The 16,425-nt window shown below is 65.2% G+C and carries 16 protein-coding genes; 2 read left to right on the top strand and 14 right to left on the bottom strand.

The window, feature by feature from the left end:
- Positions 1–42 precede the first annotated feature (42 nt).
- Together ABZW16_RS15150 and ABZW16_RS15145 are read left to right on the top strand one after the other, a co-directional pair.
- Complete coding sequence (locus ABZW16_RS15150; RefSeq protein WP_354956116.1) at positions 43–663, top strand: lipocalin family protein; 621 nt, start codon at positions 43–45, stop codon at positions 661–663.
- Positions 660–2,021: a deoxyribodipyrimidine photo-lyase gene (locus ABZW16_RS15145; RefSeq protein WP_354956114.1), complete on the top strand. Its 1,362-nt coding sequence runs from the start codon at positions 660–662 to the stop codon at positions 2,019–2,021. The genes ABZW16_RS15150 and ABZW16_RS15145 overlap by 4 nt, the downstream gene beginning before the upstream one ends.
- A 40-nt stretch (positions 2,022–2,061) precedes the next feature.
- On the opposite strand, the gene ABZW16_RS15140 is transcribed toward ABZW16_RS15145, so the two are convergent.
- From ABZW16_RS15140 to ABZW16_RS15075, 14 genes are all read right to left on the bottom strand, one after another.
- The gene (locus ABZW16_RS15140; RefSeq protein WP_354956113.1) at positions 2,062–3,177 is read right to left on the bottom strand and encodes a HoxN/HupN/NixA family nickel/cobalt transporter; all 1,116 of its coding nucleotides are present in this window, start codon (positions 3,175–3,177) and stop codon (positions 2,062–2,064) included.
- Positions 3,178–3,336: 159 nt separating this feature from the next.
- The gene (locus ABZW16_RS15135) at positions 3,337–4,074 is read right to left on the bottom strand and encodes a DUF6390 family protein (RefSeq protein ID WP_354956152.1); all 738 of its coding nucleotides are present in this window, start codon (positions 4,072–4,074) and stop codon (positions 3,337–3,339) included.
- Between the two features lie 53 nt (positions 4,075–4,127).
- Positions 4,128–5,213, bottom strand: coding sequence for a hydrogenase expression/formation protein HypE (hypE, locus tag ABZW16_RS15130; RefSeq protein ID WP_354956111.1), 1,086 nt, complete (start codon positions 5,211–5,213; stop codon positions 4,128–4,130).
- Positions 5,206–6,318 carry a hydrogenase formation protein HypD gene (hypD, locus tag ABZW16_RS15125; protein ID WP_354956109.1) on the bottom strand — a complete coding sequence of 371 codons (1,113 nt, stop codon included), beginning with the start codon at positions 6,316–6,318 and terminating at the stop codon, positions 5,206–5,208. The genes hypE and hypD overlap by 8 nt, the downstream gene beginning before the upstream one ends.
- On the bottom strand, positions 6,318–6,641 hold the full coding sequence (locus tag ABZW16_RS15120; protein WP_354956108.1) for a HypC/HybG/HupF family hydrogenase formation chaperone: 324 nt from the start codon (positions 6,639–6,641) through the stop codon (positions 6,318–6,320). The genes hypD and ABZW16_RS15120 overlap by 1 nt, the downstream gene beginning before the upstream one ends.
- An 18-nt stretch (positions 6,642–6,659) precedes the next feature.
- Positions 6,660–8,987 (bottom strand): carbamoyltransferase HypF, encoded by a 2,328-nt coding sequence (gene hypF, locus ABZW16_RS15115; protein WP_354956107.1) that lies wholly within the window; start codon positions 8,985–8,987, stop codon positions 6,660–6,662.
- A complete protein-coding gene (locus tag ABZW16_RS15110; RefSeq protein ID WP_354956105.1) occupies positions 8,984–9,226 on the bottom strand; it encodes a HypC/HybG/HupF family hydrogenase formation chaperone in 243 nt (80 codons plus the stop codon). Before ABZW16_RS15110 ends, hypF begins: the two co-directional genes overlap by 4 nt.
- A 3-nt stretch (positions 9,227–9,229) precedes the next feature.
- Positions 9,230–9,706 (bottom strand): hydrogenase maturation protease, encoded by a 477-nt coding sequence (locus ABZW16_RS15105; RefSeq protein WP_354956103.1) that lies wholly within the window; start codon positions 9,704–9,706, stop codon positions 9,230–9,232.
- 234 nt (positions 9,707–9,940) lie between these two features.
- Complete coding sequence (locus tag ABZW16_RS15100; RefSeq protein WP_354956101.1) at positions 9,941–11,269, bottom strand: hypothetical protein; 1,329 nt, start codon at positions 11,267–11,269, stop codon at positions 9,941–9,943.
- Entirely contained in the window at positions 11,266–11,916 is a 651-nt protein-coding gene (locus tag ABZW16_RS15095) for a DUF6084 family protein (protein WP_354956099.1), read from the bottom strand. The genes ABZW16_RS15100 and ABZW16_RS15095 overlap by 4 nt, the downstream gene beginning before the upstream one ends.
- On the bottom strand, positions 11,913–12,548 hold the full coding sequence (locus ABZW16_RS15090; protein WP_354956097.1) for a DUF5947 family protein: 636 nt from the start codon (positions 12,546–12,548) through the stop codon (positions 11,913–11,915). Before ABZW16_RS15090 ends, ABZW16_RS15095 begins: the two co-directional genes overlap by 4 nt.
- Entirely contained in the window at positions 12,545–13,462 is a 918-nt protein-coding gene (locus ABZW16_RS15085; RefSeq protein WP_354956096.1) for a NifU family protein, read from the bottom strand. Before ABZW16_RS15085 ends, ABZW16_RS15090 begins: the two co-directional genes overlap by 4 nt.
- Before the next feature lie 26 nt (positions 13,463–13,488).
- On the bottom strand, positions 13,489–15,285 hold the full coding sequence (locus ABZW16_RS15080) for a nickel-dependent hydrogenase large subunit (protein WP_354956094.1): 1,797 nt from the start codon (positions 15,283–15,285) through the stop codon (positions 13,489–13,491).
- 12 nt (positions 15,286–15,297) lie between these two features.
- Positions 15,298–16,353, bottom strand: a complete 1,056-nt coding sequence (locus ABZW16_RS15075; protein ID WP_354956092.1) for a hydrogenase expression protein HypE — start codon at positions 16,351–16,353, stop codon at positions 15,298–15,300.
- Positions 16,354–16,425: the final 72 nt, after the last annotated feature.

Genomic DNA, 16,425 nt, shown 5'->3' with positions numbered 1-16,425 from the left:
TGGTACGGTGACATTCGGGGGCCGAGATGCGAGGAGTTCGGTATGACCTCACGCACCACCCGAACAAGGGGGCTTCGGCGCACCTCCTTCGTGGCGGCCGGGTTGGTCGCTGTGACGGCAGCAGTGTCGCCGTCGAGTGCCGCGTCGGCGAGTCCCGGCCCGGATCCGGTGCCGCAGTTGGATCTCGGGCGCTATGCGGGCACCTGGCATCAATTGGCCGCCGTCCCGCAGGTGTTCAACCTCTCCTGTGCTCGCGACACCATGGCCGAGTATCGCTTGGACGAACGCGGGGACGTCGCCGTGCACAACTCGTGCGTGACCTGGACCGGTGAGTTGAACGAAATCGACGGCACGGCAACGGTCAACGACCGGCAGACCGGCGCACAGCTCCATGTCAGCTTCCCCGGCGTACCCGGTCAGGACCTGCGGAACGGTCCGACCAACTACATCGTCACCGCACTGGGTCCCGACTATTCGTGGGCCCTGGTGACCGACCCGACCCGGGCGTCCGGGTTCGTTCTGTCCCGCACGGTTGCGCTCGATCCCGATACGTGGAACCACGTGCGCGCCGCGATCACAGGGGTGGGGCAAAGTCCGTGCCGGTACCTGACGTCGCCCACGACGGGCGGGCTCAGCGATATCGCGCCGCTGTGTACCCGATGACCCAGCACCAGGGCACCTTCGATGCAACCTCGTCCACCCGGGCCGGGACGGTCATCGCGCTGTTCACCCGTGATCTGCGGGTCGACGACAATCCGGTCCTGATCGCCGCCCAGCGCGACGGTGCCGCGGTGGTCCCGTTGTTCGTGGTCGACGAGCACATCGTGGCGCGCTTCGCCGCCCCGAACCGCGCGCGATTCCTTGCCGCGGCGTTATCCGAGCTGGATACCGAATTACGTTCTCTCGGTAGCCATCTGGTGATCAGGCGCGGCGATACGGTGACCGAAACCGATCGGGTCGCCGAGGAGGTGGGCGCGCTCCGCGTCCATGTGGCCGCCGACGTCAGTGCCTACAGTGTCCGCCGCGCCGAGCGGTTGCGAAACCGGCTCACGCGCCGCGGCCGTTCCCTGCATACCTACGACACCTCGGTCACCGCCGCCGCAGCACTGCGCCCGGCCGGTGGCCGCGACCACTTCGCTGTCTTCACACCGTATTTCCGGCGCTGGGTCTTCGAATATCGCCTCGACACGCTGGCCAGACCCCGGCGGCTCCGGACACCGCCGGTGGCCAGCGATCGGCTGCCCGTCGCCGAAGACCTGTGCCCCGGGCCCACCTCCCCGCTGCTTTCGGTCGGTGGTGCGACGACCGGACGGAAACTGTTGCGCGAGTGGGTTTCCGCGGGGATCAGCGACTACGACCGCCGCAGTGATGCGCTCGACGCCGATGCCACATCCCACCTGTCGCCGTATCTGCACTTCGGTTGTCTGTCGCCGGTGCAGGTCCTGGAAGCAACAGACCTGTCGACAGTCGACGGGCTCGCGTTCGCCAGGCAATTGGCGTGGCGGGACTTTCATCACCAGTTACTGGCAGCCAGACCACGCGCCGCCTGGAACGACTATCGATCGCGGGCTGTCGTCTGGCGCGAGGATCCGGATGCGGTCACGGCATGGCAGGAGGGTCGCACCGGAATCCCGGTAGTCGACGCCGGAATGCGCCAACTGCTGGCCCAGGGGTGGATGCCCGGTCGCGCCCGGCTGATCGCCGCGAGCTTCTTGACGAAGTCGCTGGGTATCGACTGGCGGGTGGGCGCCCGCCACTTCCTGCGCTGGCTGGTCGACGCCGACCTCGCCAATAATCAGCTCAACTGGCAGTGGGTCGCGGGGACCGGCACCGACACTCGGGCCAACCGCACCCTCAATCCCCTGCGGCAGGCCAACCGATTCGATCCCGAGGGCGAGTACGTGCGCCGTTGGGTGCCCGAACTCGCCACGCTGCCCGGCGCGTCGATTCACCGGCCATGGCGCCAGCACGTCGACCACGCAACATATCCCGCGCCGATCTGCGAATTCGTGGGCATGTGAGGCGAAGGAATCGGCACCTCCGACGGAGCGCCGGACGTTTCTAGAGCTGGCTCGGTGGCGCGACCCACTTCTCCTCGATCCGACCGAACCGCCAGACCAGCAGTGCGACCGCCCAGGTCAGCGCAAAGAGGGCAACGATCGCGAAGCCGACGATATTGAGGTCCACGCCGCTCACCGCATCCCAGATGCCGCCGCTCCAGTCCATCTGTTCGGCCAGCAGGCCGAGCAGTTCGATGGTGCCGACGATCACCGCCACCGCCACCGACAATGCGGTGACCGTGAGGTTGTAGTACACCTTGCGAACCGGTTTCGCGAAGGCCCATCCATAGGCGAAATTCATGAATGATCCGTCGAGCGTGTCGAGCAGGCTCATCCCGGCGGCGAACAGGATCGGGAGGCAAAGGATCGCGTACCACGGCAACCCCGCGGCCGCACCCGTGCCCGCGAGCACGAGCAGGGCGACCTCGGTGGCGGTGTCGAATCCCAGCCCGAACAGGACACCGATCGGATATATCTGCCACGGCTTGGTGATGGACTTCATCGCACCGCCGAAGAAGCGGTTCAGGAAACCGCGATTGGCGAGTTGGTGCTCGAGCGCGGCCTCATCGTATTGACCGGTCCGCATGCTCCGGAATACGCGAAGAATTCCCACGAGAACGACGATGTTGATGAATGCGATGAGATAGAGGAACGTACCGGAGACCGTTGTTCCGATCAGCCCGGTGTAATGGTGCAGGGCGGAGGAATCGTCTTCGACCGGACCCACGATCGCCTTGACGCCGATCGATAGCAGCAACGCGAGTCCGAAAACAACGGTGGAGTGGCCGAGGGAGAAGAAGAAACCCACCGACAGCGGCCGCTGCCCGTCACTCATCAACTTCCGGGTGGTGTTGTCGATGGCGGAAATATGATCGGCGTCGAAGGCATGGCGCAGTCCGAGGGTGTATGCGGTCAATCCGACCCCGATACCCAATGTCTGCCCGCCGACCCCGAAATGCTGTGGGGCGACGAAGACGACCAAGGTGATCCAGCCGACGAGATGCAGGGCAACGATCACGCCGATCATCGCCGCGGCGCGAAACCACTCCTGCGGGGTCAATGCATCCCGGACGACACGGTAACGCGAAGCTACTCGATCGGAGAGAGTTGTCGTCATGAATACTGTCCTCTCCCAGACGAACCCAGCGGATTCGACGATAACCCGGTGGCCGACGCATGCGACGCGATCGGCAGGAAAGTTATCGAGTTCGTAGCCATCGAGTGCGCCGATACCGGGTGTCGGCCCTGCCGGTGCGAGCGCGTTCGCGGTCGCGTCTCAGCGTCGGCCCAGTCGTTCATTTGTGACGCGCAACTGGCGGATTGTCGTCGCGGCCAGGTGCCGGACCTGTTGCGGACGCAGGCGGCCGCACAGCTGATCCCAATGCAGCGCAACGATATCGCCAACCGCCACGTCGGGCACCGCCGAATAACCGTTGTGCCACACGTCGACCCGCCGCGGCGCCGGAGCGGACAGCGCAAGCCGGTTCCCGTCCCAGGTGAGATGGCGACAGCGGACCACGACCTCGGAATCCGCTGCGGCGAGCACCCTTCCCCACGTGATGCGGCAGCTGTCGAGGACATACACGGGATGTTCGTCGTTGCCCTTACCGAGCAATCGGCTCCACGGGTAGACACCGAAGACGTGGAAACAGTGATTGGCCGCGGCCTCGCCAGCCAGGTCGGGAGTCAGGTGCGCCCAGTAGTGCCCGGCGACCGGGCCTATGACGGCCAAGAGTTCGGCAGCGAACTCCGCGGCGTCCAAGTCGGCGCCGACACCGCCACCGAGCCAATACGATTCGACGAGACGACCGTCCAATGGATCGTCGATTCCGGTCAGTTTGGACATCACCTGCAGATACGGCCACGCACCGGAGAACTTCTGCGCCGCCGCGCGCACGGCCTGGCGCGCCCCGCCGCGCAGCTCCGCATCCGCTGGACCACAGAACCCGAGCGCGTTGGGCGCGTTGGCATAGCGGACGAACATATCGGTGCCGTCGACACACGTCGACTCGATACCAACGATGCCAGTACCTCCGCCTTCTCCACTGCGGGGAAATTGCCTGTCTTTCAACAGATTCGCGGTAGCTGCTCACCCGCAGGCAAATCGACCACGCGGGTGCCACCCAGTGCCGTCCGGGCGACCACCATGCCGGGATGCTCTGCGACGCAGACTCCGATTGCGGCACTGCGGGCGCCGAGTGGATGGTCGCGCATCGCGGCGAGCACCCGATCGGCATCCTGCGGCGGCACGAACGCGACCAACTTGCCCTCATTGGCGACATACATCGGGTCGAGGCCGAGCAGTGCGCAGGCATCGCGGACCTCCGCGGGTACCGGGATCGTCCGCTCATCCAGTGCGACACCGACTTTCGCGACTCGCGCGATCTCGTTCAGGGTGGCCGCCACGCCGCCGCGCGTGGGATCGCGCAGTACGTGCACATCCGCTCCGGTGGCGATCATCGCGGCGACCAGCCCGTTGAGGGGGGCGGTGTCGCTGAACACCGTGGTCCCGAATTCGAGTCCTTCGCGGCAGCTCAATACGGCGACACCGTGCAGTCCGATCTCGCCGCTGACGATCACCACATCACCGGGCCGGGCCCGCTCCGGACGGATATCCACGCCGTCGTCGACCACACCGATTCCGGCCGTATTGATGTAGACCCCGTCACCGTGGCCCGCATCGACCACCTTGGTGTCGCCGGTCACCAGTTTCACATCGGCGCCCAGTGCGGCGGTGCCCATCGCCGCCGCGATGCGGGCGATATCGACCAGCGCGGTGCCTTCTTCCAGAATGAACGCTGTCGACAGCGCTGCCGGGCGAGCGCCCACCATGGCCAGATCGTTGACCGTACCGTTGACGGCGAGCTCACCGATCGAGCCGCCCGGAAATACCATCGGTTTCACCACGAATGAATCGGTGGTGAAGGCCAACTTGGTTCCGCCGATGGTGATCACGGCGGAATCTGCGAGCCCGGTCTCGGACGCCGCACCGAATGCGGGCAGGAAAAGGTGCTCGATGAGTTCGCCCGACATCGCCCCACCGCCGCCGTGGCCCATCACGATATTCGGTGAATCCCGCAGCGGCATCGGGCAGACCCAGCCGTCCATGTCGAAGACCGGCGCTGTCGCCGACACATCGGTCTTCTCATGCATGAGCGACCTCCGCAGGCAGGTCGAGCCGCCGGTAGAGGTAGTAGGCCGCGCAGGCACCCTCCGAGGACACCATGGTGGCGCCCAGCGGGTTTCGCGGCGTGCACTGCTTGCCGAATGCGGCGCATTCGTGCGGTTTGATGAGGCCCTGCAACACCTCGCCGGATCGGCAGATCGAGGATTCTGCGGTACTCATGTGGCCGACTGCGAACCGTTGCTCCGCATCGTAGTCGCGGTAGCGCTCCGAGAGCCGCCAGCCGCTGCGCGGGATGACGCCGATCCCCCGCCAGCCCCGGTCGGTGACCTCGAAAACGTCCTCCAGCATCGCCTTGGCCGCTGGGTTACCGGCGGCGGCGACGGCACGGGGATAGGCGTTCTCCACCTCGTGACGCCCGGCCTCCAGCTGCATCACGGTGCGGCGGATGCCCTCGAGAATGTCGAGCGGCTCGAATCCGGTGACCACCACCGGAACCCGGTACTTCTCCGCCAACGGTGGGTATTCGCCGGTTCCCATCACGGTGCACACGTGCCCCGCAGCGAGGAACGCCTGCACCCGGCAGGTCGGCGATTCCATGATCGCGGCAATGGCCGGCGGTACCAGCACATGGGAGACCAGCAGCGAAAAATTCTGCACGCCGAGTCGTTTCGCCTGATACACGGTCATCGCATTGGCGGGTGCGGTGGTCTCGAAACCGATGCCGAAGAACACCACCTGACGGTCGGGATTCGCCCGCGCCAATTCGAGTGCGTCCAGGGGTGAATAGACCACCCGCACGTCGCCACCCTCGCTCTTGACGCGGAACAGATCCTTCGTACTGCCGGGAACACGCAACATATCGCCGAAGGAACAGAAGATCACCCCCGGCCGGGCGGCGATCGCGAGTGCCTTATCGATCACATCGAGCGGTGTGACGCACACCGGGCAGCCGGGACCATGGATCATCTCGATCTGATCGGGCAGAAGCTGGTCTATACCGTGGCGAATGATCGAATGCGTCTGTCCGCCACACACTTCCATAATCGACCAGCGCCTGGTTGTCACCGCCCGGATGCGGTCGAGCAGGATCTTCGCGAGTTCTGGATTGCTGAATTCATCAAGGTACTTCACTATGTCACCTCCGGGTCGGGTTGCTGTTCGGTGGCTTCCGGATTCTCGAGACCGGCCTGCGCCGCGGCGATGGCGAAGCCATCGCCGAACTCCTCCTTCAGCACCCCGAGCCGTTCGAATTCGGACAGAGTCTGCAGCGCCGACTGCTCATCGAGACGCTGGATCGCGAATCCGACGTGGACGACGACATAATCACCCACGGCCGCGTCGGGGATGTATTGCAGGCACACATCCTTGTGGACGCCGCCGAAGTCGACCACCGACATCAACGTGCCATCACGCTCGTGCAGGCTGAGCACCTTTCCCGGGACCGCCAAGCACATGATTGCCTCTCCTTCCGCTCAACCCGCGCCGATGGCGAGTAGCTGACCGAACGCGAGACCGCCGTCATTGGGCGGCAGTCTGCGATGGCTTATGACATGAAATCCGTTCTCCCGCAGCAGTATCCGAGTCCGAGAGAGCAAAAGGGCGTTCTGGAACACGCCACCGGACAGCGCAACCGGCGTCGACGGCGCCGCGAATGCGGTGGCCAGTTCCAGCACCAGGTGGGCGACCGCGGCATGAAAGCGCGCTGCGATCACACCCGCCGGAACACCCTGACGCACATCGCTGAGCACCGCGGCGATCACCGATGCCGCATCGATCGAGGCGATATCGGAGGTCGACTCCGCGGCACCGCGAGACGGGATCGCGAACCGGTAGCGGTCCGTACCGGGATCCACGCCACGCGCGATCGCCTCCAGTTCGATCGCGGCCTGCGCCTCGTAGTCCACCTGGTGGCGCACGCCGACCAGCGAGGACACCGCGTCGAACAATCGCCCCATGCTCGAAGTCGGCACACAGCCGAATCCGGTGTCGAACTGGTGCATGAGCACCGCGCGTTCGGCGGCGGGGCAGGCCCGCACGGCCGGGATGTCCTCGGCCCACTCGATACCCGCGGCCCGCAGGTGCGAAAGCGCCATGCGATACGGTCGGCGCACACTGGCGTCGCCACCGGCCAGCGGCACATATCGCAGATGTGCGAGTCGGCGATAGCCCTTGTAGCCCGCGGCGAGGACCTCACCTCCCCAGATCGCACCGTCCGGCCCGAATCCCGTACCGTCGAAGGCTATTCCGAGGACGGCGGCGGCCGGGTCCAGCCCGTGCTCCCCCATCACCGCCGCGATATGGGCGTGATGATGCTGCACCGTCCGCACCGGACGCCCGGCGGCGTGCTGTTCGGCCCAGGCGGTCGACCGATAGCGCGGATGCGCGTCCGCCGCCAATTGGCCGGGGCGCACTCCGGTCAGTTCCTCGAGATGGCGCTCGGCATCGGTGAACGCCCGCAGGGTGGCCAGGTCGTCCATATCGCCGATGTGCTGGCTCAACCAGGCGTAACGTCCGTCTCCGACCGCACAGGTGTTCTTCAGATCGGCACCGACCGCGAGTGTCGGCGGCACCGGCATGGGTAGCGCCAGCGGCAGTGGCGCGTAGCCGCGGGATCGCCGGACGGGCAGCTCATCGCCATCGACCAGCCGCACCACCGAATCGTCGCAGGGCACCAGGATGCGACGGTTGTGCGAGAGCCACCCGTCGGCCAGACCCGCGAGCCGCGTCAGCGCGTCGCCGTCGTCGTAGCAGATCGGCTCACCACCCAGATTTCCCGATGTCATCACCAGCACCTGGGGGCCGGGCGCGTCGCCGGACAGCCCGAAGAGCAGCAGATGCAGTGGCGTGTAGGCGATCATGACGCCGAGGTCCGGGTTGCGCGGTGCCACCGATTCCGCGACAGTGACGAATCCATCAGGTGCACAAGGTATCTCGCCCGGTAGAACACGGTGGCGCGGCAACAGCACAATCGGGCGGGCGGGGCCGGTCAACAGCGCGGCGGCCGTCTCGTGCACCTCCACGATCGACCGCGCGGTCAGCAGATCGGACACCATGACGGCAAAAGGCTTGTCCCCGCGCCGCTTTCGGCGACGCAACTCGGCGACGGCAGCCTCGTTCGCCGCATCGCACGCGAGATGGTAGCCACCGATACCCTTGACCGCGAGAATTCCACCGGAGCGCAATAGATCACGCGCCGCTGCCAGCGGATCACCAGCGCCCGGACCGGTATAGGACAGGGTCGGACCGCAATCCGGACAGGCGATCGGCTGCGCGTGGAAGCGCCGGTCACCGGGATCGCGGTATTCGCTGGCACAGCGCTCGCACATCGCGAACTCGGCCATGGAGGTGCGCTCGCGGTCGTAGGGCAGGCTGGCGATGATGGTGAACCGCGGACCGCAGTTGGTGCAGTTGACAAACGGATGGCGGTACCGCCGATTGCCCGGATCGCACAGCTCGGCCGCACAGTCTGCGCAGATCGCAACATCGGGCGAGGCCAGTGTCCGGCTGCCGCCGCGAATGGTGGTGTCGGCGATATGGAAACCGGTCCCGCCGCGCACCGGGATCTCGGTGTGCTCGACGGTTTCGATGACCGCGAGCGGTGGCGGCCGGAGGCGAATTCGGCTCACGAATTCGTCCAGATCCGCCGGTCCGCCCTCGATTTCGATGATCACCCCGCGGCTGTCGTTGGACACCCGGCCGGTCAAGGACAATTCGGCGGCGGTGGTGTACACGAAGGGCCGGAATCCGACGCCCTGGACCACACCTCGGACTTCCACCTGCCACCGAATACGTCGGTTCACGGCAGCTCCCCGTGCCCGAGCAGTCGCAGCCCGTCCAGCGCCGCGGCCGCCCCCGCTTCGTCGGTCTTCTCCACCGCGAAGCCCATATGGATGATCACCCAGTCGCCGGGGCGCACCGGATCGTCCTGCAGTATGCCGACATTCACCCGTCTGCGCGCACCCGACACATCCACGAGCGCGATCTGATCGTGGTAGCCGTCGACGATCTCGATTACCCGGCCGGGGATCCCGAGGCACACAGCTCATACCTCCTGTCGATCGAGCAGGTCCGCCACCACGGTGTCGATCGCGGTGATCGCGTGGGGCACGGCCGCCTCGACCGAGGCGGTCAATCCGATCCCCTCGGCAACGGATTCGACCTGACAGCCCACCACGATCGTGGGCGGCACGGTGCCGCCGAGCGCCAGGACCGTCTCGAAGACGGCTTCGGGATTCATCGCGTGCCCGTCGAAGTACGTGCTCGCGCTCTCGGCCAGCTCGATGCGGAACACCTCGATCCGGCCGGGCGCACCCCGATCCGGGATCGCGTCCACGAGCACCAACGCGTCCCATTCGTTGAGCAGGTCGTAGGCCAGATGCATGCCTCGGATGCCGTAATCGACGAAATGCACACCGTTCTCACCGCCGGACGACAGCTGTCGAACCACGGCGGGCCCGAATCCGTCGTCGCCGAGAAAGATATTGCCTACGCCCGCGACCAGTACTTGTGTCGTGCCCATCACCCCTGTCCGTCGGCCGACGACAGCGCGTCACCGGCATTCACATCGGTCGACACCGGCCGCACAGTCGATACCGGCCTCACATATGGCGAATCCGCAGATACCTCCGGAGGTCCGGTATGGACCGCAGCCCGACGACCGCGCATCCGGCCACGACCACAGCGACGACAACGGTCGCGATCACCCCTACCGTTTCCATATCGACCCTTCCTTTCATCTCTATGAGCCTCATCTCTATGAGCCCTCGAGCGGCTCGATCTCGTCGGGAGCGAAATACAGGTAGCGCCCGTACCACTCGTGCAGATCGGCCGCGGGATCGTCTTCGACGACAACCCCGATGTGCACGTCGCCGTCCACGTCCTCGTGTACCAACGTCACTCGCGCGACCATGCTGTCGTAGAACAAGTCGTGAGCGTCGGCGCGGCGAGACGGACGCAGCACCACCCGACTGCCCTTGCTCACCAGTACGCCTGCCACGACGACGGCATCGGACTCGGGACGTACGGCATTGTCGGCCAAGGGATCCCACCAGTCGACACCGTCGGGGATCGCGGGCAGCACTTGTGGCTGTCGCAGGTCGCGCAGCTCACCGTGCAGCTCTTGCAGTTGGTCCGGTGTCATGCTGTCGCAGCGGTCGATGATCTCCGCGGCCCGCGCATCGGTGGCGCGGGCCTGTTCCTTTTCTTCATCGGTCATGGTCATCACGCGCAGCGCAAGGATCTCGTCGATCTCGGTGGAGTCGAATAGCGGACCCGGACTCTGTTCGGCGACCTGTGGGTGGTCGTAGAGGATGATCGGTGAGATCAGCAGCAGGCTCTGATCGCCGGGAGGCCCGGCCAGCACGGGGAAGCACCGATGGTGCGAGCAGCGCTGCACCGCGGCCGCCGCCTCCGCAGGCGGGTCCAGCAGCGATACGAAGTCGCCACCTTCGATTTCGGCGAGGACATGCGCGCCGATGAACGAACGGGCGATGGCGTCGTCCTTATCGGAGGCGGGCGAACCCAGATTGCGAACCGCGATTGTCAGTCCCTGGTACCCGTCCACACGGTGCACCGTCACCGTCAGTTCCCCGACGAGCGGACACCGGGTGCGAACCAGTCGGCCGACGATATTTCCGGCTCCGTCGTCGATCTCCTCGAGGTCGGTACCGCCCTCGATCGTGATCCGGAAAGTGCGGTCGGCCAGGGGAAACGGCCCGAAATCGAGTTCCTGTTCGACGGCCTCGTCCCAGCTGAGCCACGACCGCGAGCCGACCCGCAGCTCGGCCACCGACGCGCCGAGTTCATCCTCGACGGTGCGCCGCTGCAACTGCAGGAACCGGACGGTGACGCCGATCGTGGCGCCGTCGGCGGCCTCGACGAGACACTGTGCCGACAGCCCCGCTTCCTCACCCAACCCCGATTCCGCCGCATCCACCGGACCGAGCACGCCGAATTGCCAGCGGGACTGGTTCTTTCGGGCATTCGCCCGATAGGGGTAGAGCAGATACCCCTCGTAGAGCACCGAGTCGGCCACCGCGCGCGCTCGGGCACGCGCGGACCGGCCCGCCTCATCCAGCTTCATCGCGCCTCCCGAGCCTCGGTGGCCAGCAGTTCACGAACCGCATCGTCGTAGCCGAGCAGGCCACGGCCGGATTTATAGGCCGACAGGTCGTCGAGAGTCTCCCGCGACAGCCGCAACCAACCCGAATTCGGGAAATACGCGCCCATCAGGTCATGCCATACCGATACCGGCATATTGAATCTGTCGTCGCGATCCCATGGCACCTGCTGGATCGCGAAACCATTGGCGCCCTTGATGAATACCGTGCCGCTGAACAGAAAGATCAGCGGTACCGTGCCCGCTCGCAGCGCATGCAGATACTTCGATCCGGCGACCTCGAAGTCGTAGGTTACCGGCAGCGGCAGATCCACCTCGGCGCCTCCGCTGAATCCGGGAACCATGGTGGCGCAGTGCATCCACAGAAACGAGCGCTGGGTGTCGTGCCACCGTTCGCGGGGACCGAACAGATCCACCAGACCCGCGGATTCCTCGTCGGTGTAGGAGCGGCGATTCGGTTCGATGCGCACCTGCGCCCGTAGCGCGATGGCATGGACCGGCTCCTCGGCCAGCGCCGCGATGCCGACCCTGGCGGACAGCGCTGGTGCCGCCGCGTACAACTCCGGCCGGATATCCAGTACGGCGAAGGTGATCGAGTACGCCGGGCTCATCGCGGTCCCCCGGCAACTCGCGCGCGGGCCGACATCGCCGAGAAGAACTCGTCGATGTACCGGTGCACATCACGTCCGCCGTCGAACCCGCGCCACAGCATTCGCACCCGTCCGACGAATTCGTAGCAGGCGTCGATGGGCAGCAATAGGCAGCCCGACGTGGCGCCGCGATCCGGCATCCGAATCAGCAGTGCCTCGGTATCGTCGGCCAGAATGTCGATCTCCGGATGCCGTTCCAGGATGGCGCTCCACAGGTCGAGCGGCAGTTCGGATTCGGTGGCACCGGCCGGTCCGGGATAGAACGCGACGGTGCGGCCGAGTGTGGAGTTGCGGAAGAAGAACGCCAAGCCGACCGGAATCTCCAGCGCATCCCATTCCCCTTGACCAACAGTGACATTCGGGAAAACCAGATACCGATCGGGCACCGCCCGGTAGCGCAGCGACGCCGAGCTGTCGGTGAACAGCAGATAGCAGCCGCGACAAACGCACATCAGCTGTCTGCCTTCGATATTCACCACGTGCTGGTGAGTCTCTGCGATCGGGTCCGCGCACATTTCGCACCGCTCCCCGACCGGCGTGGTCGCCGGTCGCGCCGCCGCGAGACGCCGCAGCACCGGGAACGATGGATTCACCCGACCACCTCCGCCGGAAGCGCAACCGACGGCTCGCCGTCGCGGACCAATACCGGAAGCGGCTCGAGATGACCGTCGCCGTCGATTCGGGCACCGGCGTGCACGACATCGAAGTGTGCCCGGCATACCGGGCAGCGCAGCACGGCTTCATCCGATGCGAACCCCATTCGGCGGTGCAATACCGCCCCGGCCAGCGAATTCCCGCAGGCCGCACAGCAATCGCGATAGACGAACAGCCCGTCACCGATCCGACAGGCAAGCACCGCCACTCCGGCGATGGTGAACCCGCCGACCTCACCGGGACCCAACGTGGCGAGTTCGGGCACGCCGATCCAGCTGCCGACCTGCTGCCCGCGCGGATGTATATGCGTCATCAGCGATTCGGCCGGGAATACGCCGGGGGTCGAATCCGACTGAGCCGCAACCACTTCGATGGAGTCGATCTCCGGCGCCGCCGCTCGCACCGCATCCTCGACCGCCAGCTCGAGCGTCACCGACGAGGATGGGCAGGTGCGGCAGCTCCCGGTGAGCTCCAGCTGGACCACGCCGTCCGCGACGCCGAGCAGGGTGACATCGCCGCCATGCGATCCCAGGTAGGGCCGCACACTGTCCAGTGCGGCCTGCACCCGTGTCACGACATCGTGCGGATGGAGTCCGTGCACAAGCAGCAGACTCGCGATCAGCTCGTCGTCGGCCAGTCGTTCGATCGCATCGTCGTCGAGCAGCCGCAGGATCTGTTGCAGCCCAGCGCCGTACAGGTCGACGACCTCCCGGACCAGTTGCTCGGCGCGTTCCCGGGCGGCGGCGCCGCCGGCCGAGGTGGCGTCGAGCAACGTGTCGATCCGATCGCCAGCGCTGCGCCAGCGATCCTCATCGACGGCCGGGTCGTCCCGGACTTCGGAGCGATCGTTCACAGTGCGTGCCTCCGGTTCGACTCGGGTTACTCCGGCGTGAATGTCTGGGTCGGGGAATGCAGCTTTTGCAGCGTCTTTCCATTGCCCAGATACATGTGCACGCCACATGGCAGGCACGGATCGAAACTGCGCACGGTGCGCATGATGTCGATGCCCTTGAAGTTCTCCCGGTCGTTCTCTTCGAAGATCGGCTGACCCTGCACCGCATCCTCGTACGGGCCCGGCGTGCCGAAACTATCGCGCGGGCTGGCATTCCACGGCGTCGGCGGATAGGGGTGGTAATTGGCGATCTTGCCGTCCTTGATCACCATGTGGTGGGACAGCACACCGCGCACGGCCTCGGTGAACCCGCAGCCGATCCCCTCGTCCGGAACCTCGAACGTTTCCCAGGTCTTGGTGCGACCCGCCCGGATCTCCGCGAGAGCCTGCTCCGCGAAATGCACGGCGCACGCCGCGGCATAGGCCTGGAAGTAGGTGCGCGCCCGGTTGCGTTCGATCGTATTGCTGCCGAATGCCGGAATCTTCCACTCCAATTCGACCGGACCCTTGAGCGCCGTTTTCGGCAGGTTGATCTGCACACTGTGGCCGGTGGATTTCACGTAGCCGATATCGACCAGGCCGGCCAGCGCGGTGGTCCACAGCCTGGCCAGCGGTCCGCCACCGGTATCGAGTGCCAGATGGTCCTTGCCGTCGAACCAGCGCGGCGACATCACCCAGCTGTACTTGTCCTCCAGGTCGCGCTTCTGCGGCCTCGGGTTGGTGTGCTGATTCCACGGATGGCGCCGGTCCACCGGATTACCCAGCGGGTCGGTCTTGACGAACATGTCCTGATCGGTCCAGTCCTCGTAATACGAGCTGCCCAGCAGGATTCGCAGACCCAGATTGATATCGATCAGGGAGGTGGTGATCAGCTTTCCGTCGAGCACAATACCCGGGGACACGAACATTTTCCGGCCCCACTGCTCCATATCCTTATAGTTGAAGTTGCAGAACTCCGGATTCTGGAACGAGCCCCAGCAGCCGAGCATGGTGCGGCGCAGCCCCACCTGGTCGTAACCGGGTAGCGCCTCGTAGAAGAAGTCGAACAAATCGTCGTGCATCGGCACGACCTTCTTCATGAACTCGACATAGCGCATCAGCCGGGACATGTAGTCGGTCATCAACTGGATCGTCGCCGTCGTCCCGACGCCGCCGGGGTACAGCGTGGACGGATGCACATGTCTGCCCTCCATCAGGCAGAACATCTCACGGGTATAGCGGCTGACCTGCAGCGCCTCCCGATAGAACTCACCGGTGAACGGATTGAGCGCCCGCATGATGTCGGCGATGGTGCGATATCCGTGGTCCTGCGCGTGCGGCGCCTCCGTCCGCTCCGCCTTCGTCAACACCCCGGGGTTTGTCTCGGAAACCATCTTCTCGCAGAAATCCACACCAACCAGGTTCTCCTGGAAGATATTGTGGTCGAACATATATTCGGCGGCCTCACCCATGTTGACGATCCACTCGCCGAGGTTCGGCGGCTTGACGCCGTAGGCCATGTTCTGGGTGTAGCACGAACACGTGGCGTGATTGTCACCGCAGATGCCACAGATTCGGCTGGTGATGAAGTGGGCATCGCGAGGGTCCTTGCCGCGCATGAAGATCGAATAGCCACGGAAGATCGAGGACGTGCTGTGGCACTCGACCACCTCGCGATTCTCGAAGTCGATCTTGGTGTAGATGCCCAGACTGCCCACGATTCGGGTGATCGGATCCCACGCCATCTCGACGAGGGCGTTCGGATCGATCTTGCGATGTGAGGGCTGCGGGATGATCTCGGTCATCGTAAGGTCCTCCTACCAGGTCCGAGTCGCGCCGGATACCAGCTTGTCGCCCTTGTGCCGCCAGCCCGGCTCCTTGTCGACCGTGCGAGCGGTCATGTGGCGCAGGCTGCGTATGACGGAGCCGTACAGCCCCGAAGCGGCAGACGACAATTTGCCACCGGGCGGTTCGTCCATGAACGGCATGAACTTGTCCGGGAATCCGGGCATTGTGCAGCCGATGCAGATACCGCCCACATTCGGGCAGCCGCCCACGCCGTTGATCCAACCGCGCTTGGGCACATTGCATTTCACTACCGGACCCCAGCAACCCAATTTCACGATGCACTTCGGCGATCCGTATTCGGTGGCGAAATCGCCCTGCTCGTAATAGCCCGCTCGGTCGCAACCCTCGTGGACGGTCGCGCCGAACAACCACTTGGGCCGCAGCGACTCGTCCAGCGGGATCATCGGCGCCTGACCGGTCGCCATATAGAGCAGATAGGTCAGCGTCTCCGACAAATTGTCCGGTTGAATCGGGCAGCCCGGCACACAGACGATCGGGATCCCGGCCTTACTCTTCCACTCCCAGCCGAGATAGTCCGGCACACCCATCGCGCCGGTCGGGTTGCCCGCCATCGCGTGGATGCCACCGTAGGTGGCGCAGGTCCCCGCGGCTACGACAGCGGTGGCCTTCGGGGCCAGGCGGTCGATCCATTCGCTGGTGGTCATCGGCTGGTTCGTCTCGGGGTTATTGCCGAACCCGCACCAGTAGCCCTCGGTGTGGAGTCGCTCATTCGGGATCGACCCCTCGACGACCAGGACGAACGGTTCGATTTCGCCGCGATCGGCCTTGAAGAACCACTCGAGGAAGTCATCGGCGCCCCCGGTCGGGCCGCATTCGTAATCGATCAGTGGCCAATGGACGGCAACTTTCGGCAGCCCCGGAAGTGCTCCGAGTGCGATCTCCTCGACGCTGGGTTGGGTGGCGGCAGTCAGCGCCACTGAATCACCGTCACAACTTAGGCCGGCGTTGATCCAGAGAACATGGATCAACGTATCTTCGGCTTTGACTGCTTCCTGAGTCGGCATTGTCAGCCACCCTTCTGAAGCGAATTACATGTGGTCGCGTCCTTTGGTTCGACCAAGAACCGACCGCTAATG

Origin of the sequence: Nocardia sp. NPDC004604 (assembly GCF_040609795.1) — a bacterium.
Taxonomy (GTDB): domain Bacteria; phylum Actinomycetota; class Actinomycetes; order Mycobacteriales; family Mycobacteriaceae; genus Nocardia.
The sequence above is the reverse complement of the archived record's forward strand: the minus strand, read 5'-3'. Positions and strand labels throughout refer to the sequence as shown.

Excerpts from the sequence above, each read along its gene's own strand:
- ABZW16_RS15150 (WP_354956116.1), top strand. The coding sequence starts at position 43 with ATGACCTCACGCACCACCCGAACAAGGGGGCTTCGGCGCACCTCCTTC.
- ABZW16_RS15145 (WP_354956114.1), top strand. The coding sequence starts at position 660 with ATGACCCAGCACCAGGGCACCTTCGATGCAACCTCGTCCACCCGGGCC.
- ABZW16_RS15140 (WP_354956113.1), bottom strand. The coding sequence starts at position 3,177 with ATGACGACAACTCTCTCCGATCGAGTAGCTTCGCGTTACCGTGTCGTC.
- hypE (WP_354956111.1), bottom strand. The coding sequence starts at position 5,213 with ATGCATGAGAAGACCGATGTGTCGGCGACAGCGCCGGTCTTCGACATG.
- ABZW16_RS15120 (WP_354956108.1), bottom strand. The coding sequence starts at position 6,641 with ATGTGCTTGGCGGTCCCGGGAAAGGTGCTCAGCCTGCACGAGCGTGAT.
- ABZW16_RS15105 (WP_354956103.1), bottom strand. The coding sequence starts at position 9,706 with ATGGGCACGACACAAGTACTGGTCGCGGGCGTAGGCAATATCTTTCTC.
- ABZW16_RS15100 (WP_354956101.1), bottom strand. The coding sequence starts at position 11,269 with ATGAAGCTGGATGAGGCGGGCCGGTCCGCGCGTGCCCGAGCGCGCGCG.
- ABZW16_RS15095 (WP_354956099.1), bottom strand. The coding sequence starts at position 11,916 with ATGAGCCCGGCGTACTCGATCACCTTCGCCGTACTGGATATCCGGCCG.
- ABZW16_RS15080 (WP_354956094.1), bottom strand. The coding sequence starts at position 15,285 with ATGACCGAGATCATCCCGCAGCCCTCACATCGCAAGATCGATCCGAAC.
- ABZW16_RS15075 (WP_354956092.1), bottom strand. The coding sequence starts at position 16,353 with ATGCCGACTCAGGAAGCAGTCAAAGCCGAAGATACGTTGATCCATGTT.